Source organism: Candidatus Paracaedibacter acanthamoebae, assembly GCF_000742835.1.
In the GTDB taxonomy this organism is placed as follows: domain Bacteria; phylum Pseudomonadota; class Alphaproteobacteria; order Paracaedibacterales; family Paracaedibacteraceae; genus Paracaedibacter; species Paracaedibacter acanthamoebae.
This window is the reverse complement of the sequence record NZ_CP008941.1, coordinates 1864374-1878345: the sequence shown is the minus strand read 5'-3', so window position 1 is coordinate 1878345 and position 13972 is coordinate 1864374. Positions and strand designations below refer to the sequence as shown.

The 13972-nt window shown below is 40.2% G+C and carries 15 protein-coding genes; 2 read left to right on the top strand and 13 right to left on the bottom strand.

Features of this window, described 5'->3' with window-relative positions:
• The first annotated feature begins 110 nt into the window (after positions 1-110).
• Positions 111-1466 (top strand): hypothetical protein, encoded by a 1356-nt coding sequence (locus tag ID47_RS08550; RefSeq protein ID WP_038465606.1) that lies wholly within the window; start codon positions 111-113, stop codon positions 1464-1466.
• Between the two features lie 21 nt (positions 1467-1487).
• On the opposite strand, the gene ID47_RS08545 is transcribed toward ID47_RS08550, so the two are convergent.
• The 11 genes from ID47_RS08545 to ID47_RS08495 form a co-directional block, all read right to left on the bottom strand.
• On the bottom strand, positions 1488-2438 hold the full coding sequence (locus ID47_RS08545) for a response regulator (protein ID WP_038465604.1): 951 nt from the start codon (positions 2436-2438) through the stop codon (positions 1488-1490).
• A 62-nt stretch (positions 2439-2500) separates the two neighbouring features.
• The gene (locus ID47_RS08540; protein ID WP_038465602.1) at positions 2501-3154 is read right to left on the bottom strand and encodes a hypothetical protein; all 654 of its coding nucleotides are present in this window, start codon (positions 3152-3154) and stop codon (positions 2501-2503) included.
• Positions 3102-4460: a sensor histidine kinase gene (locus ID47_RS08535; protein ID WP_198022278.1), complete on the bottom strand. Its 1359-nt coding sequence runs from the start codon at positions 4458-4460 to the stop codon at positions 3102-3104. The genes ID47_RS08540 and ID47_RS08535 overlap by 53 nt, the downstream gene beginning before the upstream one ends.
• A gap of 5 nt (positions 4461-4465) precedes the next feature.
• A complete protein-coding gene (rpoH, locus tag ID47_RS08530; RefSeq protein WP_038465598.1) occupies positions 4466-5341 on the bottom strand; it encodes an RNA polymerase sigma factor RpoH in 876 nt (291 codons plus the stop codon).
• Positions 5342-5526: 185 nt separating this feature from the next.
• Positions 5527-6537 carry a trypsin-like serine peptidase gene (locus ID47_RS08525; protein WP_038465596.1) on the bottom strand — a complete coding sequence of 337 codons (1011 nt, stop codon included), beginning with the start codon at positions 6535-6537 and terminating at the stop codon, positions 5527-5529.
• Between the two features lie 71 nt (positions 6538-6608).
• Positions 6609-7244 (bottom strand): transglycosylase SLT domain-containing protein, encoded by a 636-nt coding sequence (locus ID47_RS08520; RefSeq protein ID WP_038465595.1) that lies wholly within the window; start codon positions 7242-7244, stop codon positions 6609-6611.
• A 56-nt stretch (positions 7245-7300) separates the two neighbouring features.
• A complete protein-coding gene (locus ID47_RS13760) occupies positions 7301-7852 on the bottom strand; it encodes a NifU family protein (RefSeq protein ID WP_038465592.1) in 552 nt (183 codons plus the stop codon).
• A gap of 142 nt (positions 7853-7994) precedes the next feature.
• The gene (locus tag ID47_RS08510; RefSeq protein ID WP_038465590.1) at positions 7995-8393 is read right to left on the bottom strand and encodes a hypothetical protein; all 399 of its coding nucleotides are present in this window, start codon (positions 8391-8393) and stop codon (positions 7995-7997) included.
• Between the two features lie 71 nt (positions 8394-8464).
• Positions 8465-8920 carry a transcription antitermination factor NusB gene (gene nusB / locus ID47_RS08505; RefSeq protein WP_038465588.1) on the bottom strand — a complete coding sequence of 152 codons (456 nt, stop codon included), beginning with the start codon at positions 8918-8920 and terminating at the stop codon, positions 8465-8467.
• A gap of 8 nt (positions 8921-8928) precedes the next feature.
• Positions 8929-9606 (bottom strand): lysophospholipid acyltransferase family protein, encoded by a 678-nt coding sequence (locus tag ID47_RS08500; protein WP_038465585.1) that lies wholly within the window; start codon positions 9604-9606, stop codon positions 8929-8931.
• Complete coding sequence (locus ID47_RS08495) at positions 9603-11387, bottom strand: ABC transporter ATP-binding protein (RefSeq protein WP_038465583.1); 1785 nt, start codon at positions 11385-11387, stop codon at positions 9603-9605. The genes ID47_RS08500 and ID47_RS08495 overlap by 4 nt, the downstream gene beginning before the upstream one ends.
• Before the next feature lie 133 nt (positions 11388-11520).
• Here ID47_RS08495 and ID47_RS08490 point away from each other — a divergent pair, with 133 nt between their 5' ends.
• Entirely contained in the window at positions 11521-12390 is an 870-nt protein-coding gene (locus ID47_RS08490; protein ID WP_038465581.1) for a hypothetical protein, read from the top strand.
• Positions 12391-12499: 109 nt separating this feature from the next.
• On the opposite strand, the gene ID47_RS08485 is transcribed toward ID47_RS08490, so the two are convergent.
• Both ID47_RS08485 and ID47_RS08480 read right to left on the bottom strand, forming a co-directional pair.
• Complete coding sequence (locus ID47_RS08485) at positions 12500-13576, bottom strand: DsbA family protein (RefSeq protein ID WP_038465579.1); 1077 nt, start codon at positions 13574-13576, stop codon at positions 12500-12502.
• A gap of 76 nt (positions 13577-13652) precedes the next feature.
• Entirely contained in the window at positions 13653-13952 is a 300-nt protein-coding gene (locus ID47_RS08480; RefSeq protein ID WP_038465577.1) for a YggT family protein, read from the bottom strand.
• Between the last annotated feature and the right edge of the window lie 20 nt (positions 13953-13972).

The following is a 13972-nucleotide window of genomic DNA, read 5'->3' as shown; positions in this document are numbered from 1 at the left end:
CAGGATTTCTAATTTGATTCTATCAGCCAGGGGTAAAAAAACGGTTAAAAGCAGGGAAAAATGCAAAAATTTTATAAAAAATTGTTATATTTTTTGTGGATAATGCCATAATGAATTTAAGATTAATTGAGAGTGAGATCAGGGTGGCAGCGAATTCTACCAAGCAGCAAGAAACCCTTGATGAATTGATGACAATGATCAAGGCGTTGGAACGGTTGAAAGAAAGCAGTCCTTCTTTGACGTTTGTTAAGACAGGGGTAAGTTCCTCGCCATTGCCAAAGTTTCTTGTTGAACAGGATATTATCTCAGAGCAAAAACGAATGCATAGCCCTAGTCCCTTGCGGGTGGGAGTGGCAAATGCTGATCGTCCTGTCATTGCGGATCAGATCATGGCACTCCAAACCTCAAAGGGTCGTAAAAAAGTTCTAAAAAAATCTTTGCATCTTAAAAAATTAAAAGCAAAGCAAATTGAAAAAAAGAAAAAAACGCGGTCAAACCGACCTAATTTATATAGTGAGAAGCGCCCAGGGGAGACGACTAAGAAACGTCGTCACACAGGGATTTGGCGGTGGTTAGAGGAGTTAGCGATCATTATGAGTAAAATGTCGTTATTTGGATTATTTTTGATATTGTTGCTTTTAAGTGGTGTCTTTTTTGGGGTTGGATTTCTTGCGGCCGTCTCAAATATTAAGGAAGAGTCATCTAATCATCCAACCACTTGGCAGCAAGCAAGCCAAAACCAGAATCCCGCTGGAACTGAGGGTAAACCAAACCCATTTCTAAAGGCAGCAGGGGGAATTGCCTCAAGCTTTGTCAATCAAAAAGTGGCCAGTATTGAAAGTAAATTAGGCGGTGGTCTTCTTAATAAGGCTGTTCAAAAAGTTCCACCATCTTTACAGCCTTTTGCCCTACAAATGCAGAACAAATTTTCTCAACAAAGCCAAGCAATTGTAGGTTCTGGCGGTCGAGCTTTTAATCGTGTTTTTAGGCCGTCACCTTTTGGGACAACACCACCCTCCCCACCCTCAACAGCGCATCCGGGGGCAATGACACCCCACCAATCTCTTCCCAGCATGAGGCAGTTTCCCCCCCATCATTCTCAACCTCATGTCCCCTATCAATCTGCAGAGGTGATCCATCAGTCTACGCCGTCTCAGCAAGCCTTTATGCAAGCAGGGCAACGGGGCCAACAACAAGGTATGGCACCACAGCAACCATTGTCATATGGGCCGCAAGCCTCTTTTGGGCAGTCTTATCCACCCTCTGTTGTTGGGACGCAATCGTATGCTCGTATCCATTCTCCCCAAGGGCTGCCGCCATCGCAACCAGTTTATTCACACCCTGCGCCTCAAGGTTATTACGCACCTCAGACCGCTCCTATTCAGTCGCAACCTTATGGGATGTCACAGCCTTATGGATACTCTCAAGCTCTCCAGGAACAACCTAAAATGATTGGTATGGGGTAAGGTGAATTAAGCGACTCGTCTTTAGAGAAAATGGAAGTGTTTAATTTTATTTAGATCACGCGTCGCATCGCTAAATCTAGCCACATATAACCCTGTTTGATGAGGGACAAGTCGTACTGTTGCAAGGATATAATCTGGCTCCTCTGCCCCAACAAGGGGGGATAAACAAAGGGTTTTTTCGCGACGAATAATGGCTTGCTGATCAGAGTCTTTTAAGTTTTTCCAATGAATTGTATTTTTTAAATCTTCTATCTGTTGGTCCAGCATTTCCGATGTAAGTGTCTGAATAATGATTGCCATTCCATTGCTATCGATGGCGAAGAATGACCCTGAAATATCTAATAAATAATATTCTACAATTTGTAGCTCATGTATTAATTTTGCAAAAAAAGTGCGATAGTCAGCGATATTCAACGGGGAATTTATCCATGAACTTTGTTTGATAACAGATTCAATGGCTGGATGGGTTACATCATAAAAAAACCTGTTAATAGCATCTTGAGTAAATTCTAGAACAAGTTCGGGAGAGTTGGGATCATGCTTACGGATAAAGTAATCAATGAGGCCGCGGTTGAAAGCGTTTATTGCCACCTGTTCATCAGCAACACCAGTTAATAGTATTTTTTTAATACGGCTATCTTTAATTTTTTCACAAACTGAAAGACCATTCATTCCAGGCATGTCATAGTCTATCAACACGCAGGAAACTTGGTTGAATCGATCGGAATTATAGATTTCCTCATGACAAGCATATAAAGAATCATAGCTGGCAGGAGCATCTTGCAGACGGCTTATAAAGCCATCGGTTTTAGGTGAATTATTGATAAAATCCAAAGCTTCTTGTTGGTGGGTAAAGACTTTTGTAATCTGCGGTTCATCTTCAAAGAGTTTTGCAACTTCTTCAATTGTTGTTTCCGCATCATCAATTAGAACGACGGTCGAAGGAAATTTGTAATAAGGTAAAAAAGTCATTTTGAATCCAACTATGAACAAAGCTTATGTCTTACGATAATATAATAGATCTTAAATGTTGCTTAATCCGCTAAAGATAAAGTACACAACCTGGCCATTAAAGTATTTAAGATCGCCCAGGTATCTTCTAAAATTGCAATTAATCTCTCATATTCTTGAGAAGTAAGGTTTTTTAACAAATCGTGCCCCATTGTTTGATGATACCCATCATGAATTTCATGAATCCTGAAGAATTCTGATTTTTTTTCAGGATCCAAAGCGGGAATTGCATAATGATAAATAATTAATGCTGCTGTTTCAACCCCACAATTAACAATAACAAGTTGTTCAAGAGGGGAAGTGGAAAACATTTGATAAGGAAACCACATGGTTAGAGCCTCGATTATAATGTCTTTCTTAAGAGATATTTTATTGCGTTCAGCTTCTAACATTTTATGATGGCCAAGCTCTTCCACGAGGTGCCCATAGAAAATATCTTCGAGCTGAGGATGAGTGCACATAGCAGACCTTAGCATAATTAAGCGCTGAAATTGGTCTGAGAAAAATTGATGATGGAAAAGAAATTTATCACGAGCAGCGGGCGTAAACTCACCGTTGACCATTGCTTTAAAAAGAATATTATTGTGGAAATCGTCTTTTAATTCTTTCAGCCGATTGAAAAAATCAAATCTCGTTAAGGCTGGGCTCGCCTTCAGGGTATGTTGGGTTGTTATCATGCTGCTTTTTAAGTTCCATTTTAAATATTGTTTCGTGATTTTTTATAGAACGACAGGTTATTTTTCCTCCACATCCTTCGACCACTTGTTTGCAAAAATGTAGACCAACACCTGTTCCATATTTGGTGCTACTATAATATGGATCAAAGATGAAAGGAAGGGTATTTCCTGGAATCCCTTTGCCTGTATCTTTAAAAAAGATGGTGAAGAAATCTGCTGTATTCTCAGTCCAGATATAGATTTCCCCTTTAGAATCTTCCTTTATATGGTAAAGGGCGTTTTTTAAAAGATTAAATAAAACATGAATCAATAAATCTTTGTTTCCTATGATCATTTGATCAGAGGCGGGGGCATAATGAATAAGAAGTCTTTCTTTTGGCGATAAAGGATAAAGTTCTAAAGCTTGCTCAATAATACTATTGGCCGAATAAGCAGTACATTCCAACTTACCGTTGATACCTTTGAGGTTAGTTAACAACATATCAATAATTGAAAATGCATTTTTAGTAATGTCGTTAATTTTCTCGGGGGTTTTAATGATACGTTCAATAGATTTCTTGTCTTTTTCGGTAAGGTCATTTCCTTGTGTTTGAGTATACTTTTCCAAAAAATTAGGAAGTTTTTGTGAAAGATAAGTGGATGCAGAGCGGATGCCGAATAAGGGAGTTCGCATTTCATGGGCGATTGCGCCGGCTAATGATCGCATGGAATCCAGACGATTGCGAGTTATTTCATCCCGTTTTAAGGAAAAAACACCAGCAATAATGACGATCCAAAACGAATTAATTAATTCTGCCCACGATAAATTAAAATTAGAGAAATTAGGATCTATAATTGCTCCATAAACCAAGATTCCACTCATAATTCCCGCTATTAAACATAAAAGAAACATGCTCCAGTTAGTTACTAAAACCATCCACAGCAAGGCCACTGTGATTTTGGTAAACCAAGCACGGCTTCCGTTATGAAAAATGAACATAAAGGTTGCAAAAAACGGTAAAACAAACGTAATGGTGAAAAACCAATAGTATTTTTTGATTCGGTGTAGCCAAGCGGGCCAATTTTCTATAAAGACAAGGGGGATAAATAAAGTAAAGTTAGTAATCCTTAAGATTATTTCTACATCTGCTACACCTTTATAATTAATTCCAACTATATAGATTAAAAGCGTGTGAATCAGGCCAAAGATCCCAAAGATGCGCATAAGGTCATAGGGGACTTCCCGATTCAAAGAAAGCTTAAGTGTCGCCAATGCCAATCGAGGTTGGAAAAGAGGGCGTGGAATTTTATTGAGCCAATCCCGCATTACCATTAGCTAAAATCCGAATCTTTTCTGTTAAGGCGTTTGACGGCTTTTTGTAAACGGTCAAAGGCCCGTAGTTCAATTTGGCGAATACGTTCTCTCGAAACCCCTAATTTATCGCTTACTTCTTCTAGGGTTAAAGGTTCTTCTCTCAGGCGACGGTCATGTATAATCGTTTGTTCACGTTGGTTTAGACTTTTCATTGCTTCGCCCAGCAACGCTCGGCGTTTATTCATTTCATCAATCTCGGCGATATGGACATCATGCGTATCCCGATCATCCGCTAGCCAATCTATCCATTCAGAATCGCCTTCCGCGGATGATTTAATAGGGGCATTTAAAGAATTAGTTACTGATGATAGGCGATGATTCATTTGCATGACCTCTTCCACCTTTACGCCTAATTTTTTAGCGATTTGACTGGCCGTTTCAGGGGACAGATCAAGTTCATCAAAATTTTGGAATGCCATTTTTTCTTTGCGTAAATTAAAAAATAATTTCTTTTGGGCGGATGTTGTTCCTATTTTAACAAGAGAATAGCTATGAAGAATGTATTCTTGTATAGCAGCTTTAATCCACCATATTGCATAAGTGGACAAACGAAAACCTTTATCGGGATCAAAATGGCGCATAGCTTGCATAATGCCGATATGCCCTTCAGAGATAAGATCGCTTATCGGTAAGCCATATCCCCGGTATCCATGGGCTATTTTGGCAATAAGTTTAAGATGGCTTAAGACAAGCTTATCAACAGCTTTCTTATCCCCTGTTTCTCGCCATTGCTTGGCCAGCTGATATTCTTCATCAACTTCTAACATCGGTAACCGTTTCATGCGTTGAAGATAATGAGAACTCATCTCTTGAAAATCGTGGTAACCCGTCATTATAAATACCTAGTTCGGCGTGGCTCTACTATAAAGTGTAGCAGGTGAAGAGCTTTATATAAACCTATTACAATTTTATTAATCAGTCATAAAATATCACATTAAAAATTTTTTTCAATGATTTTTATTAGGGATTATTAAAGTAGATAGATGAAAATTAGCTAGTTTACAATACTTCTTACTTTCTAAGAAAGTCGAGGCGATGGTTTAAAGTCAGGTTGATAATCGAGGGCATTATGACATTGTAGAATATCTTGAATGGCTGATCCATACTTATACGCAGGTGTCCAATGGTTTTCAAATGAGTCACCAGGTCTATAATGAGAGGTGGTGGTTGAGTCAAAGGCTTCATCCAGCGTTTGACCGCTTGCGACACCAACAATGTATAGTTTGCCATTAAAGCTTTTAAGAAGGGGGCTGCCACTGTCGCCGGCCTGTAAGCAGCCGTGTAAGCCACCCTTTAAAGGGAATTGTGTTTGCTGATATTCATAATCAAAAATTGGTACAAAATTTGAATGGTGTGAAGGAAACGTGTAATCAGCATGGTTATAAGTGTCTGGTAATCGAAATAGTGATATTAATGATCCTAGAAAGGATGGTTTTTTTAAATGAAACATCCCCACATGACGGCAAAAAGTGCTGTGTGAGGGGTCACCATTTTTTCTAAGTGCGCCGGCTGAGACGCCAATAAACTCGGCTTTATTATCGTTACCTCCCTCGAGAATCATTTGATGTGTCGCGAGCGGGGTGATCGGCAAATAAGACATCATATGGATGGGTTGGTTTAGTTTTACAATAGCAATGTCACCGGTCTCCTCAAATAGAGGATCCTTCGGCAAAAAAATATCTGTAATTTTACGTTTGTGAGAGTCACCATTAATCTTGACTTCAAAACTGATTTTAGCAGCAGTATCTCTTTCCTGGAGGGAATGTGCACATGTTAGGAGCAAGCTGGGAGCAATTAAAACCGCCGTACTGATCGATGCATGTTTTTGATTTTCAATTAAAATGGACCCTACACCCTGGGCAAAAGCTTCAGTTGTTCCGCGTCTCTGTGATTCTTCCATGGGGGTTATGTTGATAAACGTGTCCCCTTCCCAGTATTGAATTATTTTATTATCGTCAATGAGAAATGCTGTCGATGGAAAAGGTAAAAGTAAAGCGGCGGTTAGTACAAAAAAAAATTTAGATTTCATAATGGTAGTTCTCTCACTTTATAAATCATAGCCTTATTGAGGAGAGAATGAATACTCTTGTCAAGGTGAAACTATTTTTTTCTTACCATCCCTGCCGGAGAAAATGCGGGCCTAATTTTAGACTTTTCTATTTTATTCTCAGGCTTTACCTCGTATGTCTTAGGAGAAGTGCTAATCTGTTGAAGTTCATTCTTGCGCTTAAGCTTAATTTTTGCCCATGCCCCAAAAACCCGGGTTTTATATCGTTCTCGTGCCGCCGGATCAGGAGAATGGTAACGTTCAACAGCTGCCTCATTCGACCCTGCATTTCTTTTTAATTTCTTAAATAATTTTGCGCTATAAGCAACATTGGACTTAATCTCGCACATTTGCTCGAGAGATTTAAAGTGATGTCGGTGCGATGGTACATGGAGCTGCATCAGCCCAACGCTAATATTGCGATATCCCTGTTTCTGTTTTTCTTTAACAAATTTCGCCGCTTCTGCCGCGGATTTGAAAGTATGGCCACGACCACAGGCATTAACAACATAAGGGCTAAATTTAGATTCGATTTGGGCAATCGCTTCCAAAAGTCCTAATTCGATGCCTTTTTCTTTTTCAACTTTGCGAATTTCTTCAACACTTTGCTGTTTAAGTGTTGTGGCAAAACAATTAACATAACCTGTTGTTGCTAGGATACCTAGAGACATACCGACTATTTTTTTCATTTTAAAGCTCCCTCAGCGGCGATACAGCTGTATCACATCCGGGTCAGATTTCCGCTTCACTCTACCGCTCTTACTTCCTCAACTTCGGGGACGTAATAACGGAGCATGTTTTCAATTCCCGACTTTAACGTTGCCGTTGAACTCGGGCACCCTGAGCAGGCTCCCTGCATCTTTAGATACACTACACCATTCTCAAAAGAATGGAACAAGATGTCACCCCCATCTTGCGCAACAGCTGGCCTAACACGCGTGTCAATCAACTCTTTTATTTGCTGCACGATAGGGTCTTCGTCCACTGACGTCGATTGACTAACTTCTGAATTGTCAATAATTATGGGCAGTCCTGCAACAAATTGCTCCATGATAATGCCGATAATTGATGGTTTTAAAATGTACCAATCGTGATCAGTCTTCTTGCTAATGGTGATAAAATCATTACCAAAAAAAACGCTTGTAATGCCGTCAATGCTCAACAACCGTTTAGCAAAGGGTGAGTTCCCACAGTCATCACTCTGGTTAAATGAGGCGGTTCCTGATTCCAAGACCATACGGCCGGGGATAAACTTTAGGCTATCAGGATTGGGCGTTTCTTCAGTTTGTATAAACATCAGTTTTCTTCAAATATGACTCTTAGTTTTTACCTTTTTAACCCTATTAAAGTGATAAGATCAACCCCTTTTGACTAAATCTTAGTAATTTAGTAAGAATTAGAGGGTGTCAACATCTTTCTTGTAGCCTGACTCCGGGGTTCTAGTTTTTCTTTTCAGGCTTATAAAAGTAGAAATTAACAATATAGACGGCGAGTTTGTCAGGTCCCACTAAATTGTCCAGCACGCGTTGAAGACGTTTTTCGATCGTGTTTTGATTCGGTTCTTTGCCGGGCAGCCATTGATCGCACAATGCCCCGTAAATATCTCGGAAAAAGCGATCTTGAATCAAAGGGTAGTAAACTTTGTAGGCGTAAATAGACGTTGTGTCTTTTGTCATCACTTGGACAAGGATACGGACATACGCATAAACTTGGTCGCCCTTAACCACAGGAATAATAAGGGCGGGGACTTCCCAGTATGTTTCAACTGATAGAGTGGAAGTTTCAGATTTTTTTTCACTTTCTGCCACGACATTTTGCAGGATAAATGAAAAAAACATCAAAAAAGTTAGAACAATTATGTTAGGCACGCCTGCAAAGCCGGATTGAGGTGGACTCTTAATTTACCATATCACCGCTCTAACATCTGCGCTAGCTTATCCAAAGAAGCGTTAATAAAACCGGGTTCTTGGCCATCATAAAAAGTCTTGGTTAAGTTGACATATTCATTAATAATCACAGCTTTTGGTGTTTCCCGCTGTTGATCTAATTCACAAACACCGCACCGTAATATGGACTTCAATACTGATTCTAGCCGGTCGAGAGTCCAATCTCTCGATAAAACTTGAGTGATAAAATCATCGTATTGATTTTTGTTGGCCAATGTTTCTATAACAAGAGTTTCAAACAAGGATATGTCAGGATTTTTCATATGATATTGTTCAGGCTTTTTGAATCGCAAACTAATGAATTGACCGATGACAATCCGGGGGTCAGTTGGTTCTATATCGATTTGATACATGGCTTGAACGGCAGCAAGACGAGCAGCTGAGCGCCCTTTCAAAGTGATGGTTTTGGCGTTTGTCATAATTATCCTTAATTTTTTAATAGGCTATCGGCTTGTTCTTGAAGGGTGGAGACTGCCGTTTGGACTTTCAATCTCCATGCTTCAATATCATCGGGTTGGGTTGTATCAAGGGCCTGAATTGGATCCCCGAATATAAAGATTCCTTTCGAAAAAGGGAGGGGGAGCTGAAATTTATCCCAACTATTAAAGGTAATAAAGCGCGAGGTGGCAAAAGCCATGGGCATAATGGGCGCTTGGCTGTGACGGGATAAATGAATAATTCCAACGGCAAGTTGCTTAGCGGGGCCGCGCGGGCCATCGGGGATAATACCGACAATATCATTATTCTTTAAGACATCGACGAGTTTAAGAAAAGCGCGAGCACCACCTCGGTTGGTGGATCCATTCGTATAATCAATTTTCAGACGTTTAAAAGTACGGGCCACCATCATCCCATCGCCGTGACCGGAAATCAGAGCCACAATGCGCTTATGAGGCCAATGATTCATGAAGGGAATCAGCGCCATGCGTCCGTGCCAAAAACACACAATCAACGGCCCCTTGTTGAAATAAGGATCGGCTTGTTCTAAGCCTATCCAGGTCCAGCGAGAGGTATAGAATACCAGTTTTAAATAAAGGCTAATTATCCATGACAGAAAGTCCTGGAAAAAGCTACTCTTCGTCAGTTTCTTAAGAACCTTGCTCATTCGTTGCTGTCGCCTTCTGCTGAGGATTGAGCGCGCCAAAGATTAGCATAATGACCATTCTTTTTAATTAGATCATCATGGCTACCTGTTTCGACGATTTCACCCTGATCCATCACATAGATAGTATCAACATTGACAATAGTTGATAATCGATGAGCGACGATGATGGTTGTTTTGCCTTGCATTAATGTATCCAAAGCCCCCTGGACGTGACGTTCAGAATGCGTATCTAAGGCGCTCGTCGCTTCATCAAGCAATAAAATAGGTGCATTTTTCAACATAGCTCGGGCAATGGCGATGCGTTGTCTTTGCCCGCCAGAGAGCATAACACCGTTTTCACCGACAATTGTACCATAGCCTTGAGGTAATTTTTCGATAAAATCGTGGGCAGCAGCTGATTTTGCCGCTTGGATAACCTCATCATGGCTGGCTGTTGTTCGCCCATAGGCAATGTTGTTATAAATAGAATCATCGAATAAGGTTATCTCTTGACTGACAAGGGCAATATGGCGACGCAACGAAGTGAGCAGTAAATTTTTGATCGGCAGATTGTCAATCAGAATGTCACCTGTCATTATATCATAAAAGCGAGGGATTAAATTAATAAAAGTTGATTTCCCAGAGCCGCTTGCCCCAACTAAAGCAATGCTTTGACCGGCAGCAACAGTCAATGAAATATTTTTAATTGCCTGTGTTCCATTAGGATAAGAAAAACAAACATCCTTCAGTTTTATATCACCGCTGACTTTATCAAGCGCCTGAGCGGTTGGAGAGTCTATAATGTGGGGGGGAGTATCTATTATTTCAAAAACGCGTTGAGCGGCACTGAGTCCTTCTTGAAGGCTGGAGTTTAGATTGCCCAATCGCTTAAGCGGATCATAGCACAGCAAGAGGGCACCAGCAAAAGAGATAAATTCACCCGGAGTTCGTGTCCCCTTAACGACTTGCCAGCCGCCATAGGCAATAATTAAGGTTGTGGTTAATCCCCCCAATACTTCAATAATGGGAGAGGTTGTTGCTCTAATCCTGGTTGCTTTCGTAATAAGCTCATAAACCCGCTCGGTGGCACTCTCGACGCGATTAATTTCATAGCCTTCCATCCCATAGGTTTTAACCACGCGCATACCTTGAAAAATTTGGGACAGTTGCCCGGTGATTTTACCAAATTCATCCTGCGTGTTATAGGTCACCTTACGCATCCGCCGCGAAACCTTTGAAATGGGTAAAACAACGGAGGGAAGTAAAAAGAACGCAATAGATGCTAATAGCCAGTCCCGATAAAACATGATCCCGATAAGGACGATCAAACTGATAAAGTCTTTGCCGAGTCCCACCACAACATTGCTGACAGAATAACGCATCAGCATAATATCATTGGTAAAGCGGGAAATTAATTCTCCACTTGACGTTCGATGGAAAAAGCTAAGGTCTAGACGCATTAAGTGATGGAAGAGACGGTTCTGCAAGTCACAAATAATGCGCTGGCCGATGATAGACATGGTGATGGCTTCGCCGTAAGATGCGAACCCACGGATGGCAAAGGCTAAAAAGACGGAACCACTAATCCAAAACAACATGTCTGGATTACCTTTATAAAAAACATCGTCAAAAACGGGTTGTAAGATAAAGGGGATGGCTCCATTAGCGGCGGCAGCCAGGATCATGAATATAAGGGCAAAGAAAAATCGTGCCCGATAGGGCATGACATGTTCCTTAAGAAGACGCGCGGCCAGTTGGCGTGTTGGGCCATCAACGAGAATTTTTTTGAATGCTTTACTCATAATGATATTTTTAAACGATTTTAGGCTAAAAAGCCTAGTAAATAATTTTGTAGTTTGCTTATTCTAGTGTCTATATATGTCCTGAGGTAGAACATATGCTTTTAATGAGACAGTACAAGGAAGAAATTCTCGCATGAAATTTTCACTATATCTTCAAACCCTATTTTTTATCATATTTGCTGCAATACCAATGGTTAAAGCTAAAGAAATATCTTGGGAGTTACCAGCTATCCCCTCAACCTATAGTGTTGCTGGTGAGGCCCCTTTACATCAGCGTCTTGCTGTGTGTTCGGATGATAGGTATGCCCAAAAAATGAAAGAAGTTGGGGTAAATGAAGAGGAAATTCTATCCCTTCCCAAACCAACATATGTCCTTCTTAGGGAGGCTGATCTGCATGCATTTATGGAGACATTCAGTACTTGTACAGTGGTTTCTCAAGGAATAGCTAAGATTAATAAAGGAGCAAATATTAAGGATTATTTCCTTATCCATAGTCTTTTTGATTGTGTTGGTATAACTATTTACACGCCCACTGCTACCTACGCCTCACATATAGACATTGTTAATATAGATAAGGGTAAACTAAATCGTTTGTTAGACAGGGTTCCGGCCAATTTTCGACAATCCGCTCAAGTAACATTGGTAAGTTCTCATTACTCCATTGTCTTAAAAAATGTATGGGAAAGTTTAAAAAACAAAGGATTTCAAACAATACAAGCTGATATAGAGTCTTGCGTTTTTATTCATAGAGAAGGGTATCAAAATACATATAAGTATATTAAAGCATCCTCTTTTGGTAAAAAAGTAAAAGATTTCAAAGGGGTTAGTTTGGATAAAATTGATGCTCTCGATAATCTATCAGCGGTGGTTGCTCCGAGATCCCTTATTATAAATGCAAAAACTGGTATTCTTTATACGGTAGTTGGTCACGAGGAACGCCACCAAGAAACATCCATACTATTTAAACTTGAATCAGTAGGGGCATTTGGGGCAAAGAAATAAACTTCTTTCTATTTTTAAACAAAATCAACGAGCCAGATGGCTCGTTGATTGATTTCTAAATGCTCACCCAAAGAAGAAACAAGGGATCAGGATAACCCCCATTCCCCTCTTAGGCTTTGGCATCAGTCAAGGATTTCTTGAGAGATTCCTTGTCGCCTGGAATGATGATATGGGCGCCCTCAGCATCAAACATAACGATCGTTGGCGTGGCGTCTAAACCAATTTTCACAGCAAGTTCATGATTGGATTTGATTTCTTTGCGGACTTCTTCGCTATCCATCGCTTTCTGTAATTTTTTGGTATCTAACCCTAATTCTTTTGAAAGTTTTAGGAACTTTGGTTTATCCATTTTTTCATTGCTAGAGGCAATACGCATCGCGATAGAATCATACTTATCATAACCCTGTTTTGCTGCTGCCATTAAGCCTGTTACCACATCAGCGGATTCTTTACCCATAATTGGCCATGGACGAAGGTAGATTTTAAGGTTGCTGTAAAGCCCTTTGATTTCACTCAAGTTTGCTTCAAAATGACGACAGTGTGGGCAGTTCGGGTCCGCAAATACAACTAGCTTTACGGCACCATTTGGATTGCCACCGATGATGGCTGTATTGTCGATCAACAAGTCATCTTTGAACTTGGACATTTTTTCAGCTTCTTTTTTCAGCATCTCTTTTTGTTGTTGTTCGCTGTAATTTTGGATCGCCTTAACTAGAATCTCTGGATTCTTTTCAATCAAATTAATCATGATTTTTTCAATATCAGCTTGCTGAGCTGGGGAGAGTGAAGAGGATGTTACGGCCTCAGCTACTTTCATTTCCCCATGGTGTGAACTTTCCCCCACTTCCAGAGCTTTCGCCTCAAAGTCTTTATCATCACTGGCTGCTTTTTCTTCTGTCATTTTGACAGTGCCATCGATAGCGATAGAGGCAACTTTTGTAGAATCTGCTTTCTGCTCGTCAGGTTTTGCTGACTGCTCTAAGCTTGTCTTGGCATCGTTTATGGTTTCTTTGGATTTGTCTGCCTCAGTTGGTGCGGTTTTTGCATTATCAAGGATAGCTTTATCCTCTTTTGACGTATAAGTCGCTGCTGTTCCTAATGGTAAGACTTCTGGTTGTTTAACAGCTGTTGGTGATGCCATCGCTGCTGTCGTTAGTAAGGCTAAAATCACAGATGCTTTAGACATAATTCCCCCTATTTATATACAATTTTATTTAATTGTAGAGGGAATTGTTTCTATTTGAAAGAGGTTAATTCTGCTGTTAGACAAACTTTAGGAGCAAAAGATTGATGATCATCTGAACAAATGAAATTCCTACCAGCAAAATCACGGGCGATAAATCAATGCCACTTAGGTTTGGTAAGAACCGACGAATGGGGATAAGAGCGGGTTCAACAATTCGAAATAGAAATGCATTAAGGTTATAAACAGCCTGATTATAACGATTAATGATATTAAAGGCTTCGAGCCAGCTCATAACTAAATAAATAACGACCGCCCACCAATAGAGATTAAGAACAACATTAATAACATAGATTAAGGGAAGAATAATAATGTCCATGATCACCTCTGGGTTGTATT

Bases quoted from the DNA above. Each gene is read 5' to 3' on its own strand.
- ID47_RS08485 (WP_038465579.1), bottom strand. From the start codon at position 13,576: ATGTCTAAAGCATCTGTGATTTTAGCCTTACTAACGACAGCAGCGATG.
- ID47_RS08540 (WP_038465602.1), bottom strand. From the start codon at position 3,154: ATGATAACAACCCAACATACCCTGAAGGCGAGCCCAGCCTTAACGAGA.
- rpoH (WP_038465598.1), bottom strand. From the start codon at position 5,341: ATGACGGGTTACCACGATTTTCAAGAGATGAGTTCTCATTATCTTCAA.
- ID47_RS13760 (WP_038465592.1), bottom strand. From the start codon at position 7,852: ATGTTTATACAAACTGAAGAAACGCCCAATCCTGATAGCCTAAAGTTT.
- ID47_RS08495 (WP_038465583.1), bottom strand. From the start codon at position 11,387: ATGAGTAAAGCATTCAAAAAAATTCTCGTTGATGGCCCAACACGCCAA.
- nusB (WP_038465588.1), bottom strand. From the start codon at position 8,920: ATGACAAACGCCAAAACCATCACTTTGAAAGGGCGCTCAGCTGCTCGT.
- ID47_RS08480 (WP_038465577.1), bottom strand. From the start codon at position 13,952: ATGGACATTATTATTCTTCCCTTAATCTATGTTATTAATGTTGTTCTT.
- ID47_RS08525 (WP_038465596.1), bottom strand. From the start codon at position 6,537: ATGAAATCTAAATTTTTTTTTGTACTAACCGCCGCTTTACTTTTACCT.
- ID47_RS08535 (WP_198022278.1), bottom strand. From the start codon at position 4,460: ATGCGGGATTGGCTCAATAAAATTCCACGCCCTCTTTTCCAACCTCGA.
- ID47_RS08500 (WP_038465585.1), bottom strand. From the start codon at position 9,606: ATGAGCAAGGTTCTTAAGAAACTGACGAAGAGTAGCTTTTTCCAGGAC.
- ID47_RS08520 (WP_038465595.1), bottom strand. From the start codon at position 7,244: ATGAAAAAAATAGTCGGTATGTCTCTAGGTATCCTAGCAACAACAGGT.
- ID47_RS08490 (WP_038465581.1), top strand. From the start codon at position 11,521: ATGAAATTTTCACTATATCTTCAAACCCTATTTTTTATCATATTTGCT.
- ID47_RS08545 (WP_038465604.1), bottom strand. From the start codon at position 2,438: ATGACTTTTTTACCTTATTACAAATTTCCTTCGACCGTCGTTCTAATT.
- ID47_RS08510 (WP_038465590.1), bottom strand. From the start codon at position 8,393: ATGTTTTTTTCATTTATCCTGCAAAATGTCGTGGCAGAAAGTGAAAAA.
- ID47_RS08550 (WP_038465606.1), top strand. From the start codon at position 111: ATGAATTTAAGATTAATTGAGAGTGAGATCAGGGTGGCAGCGAATTCT.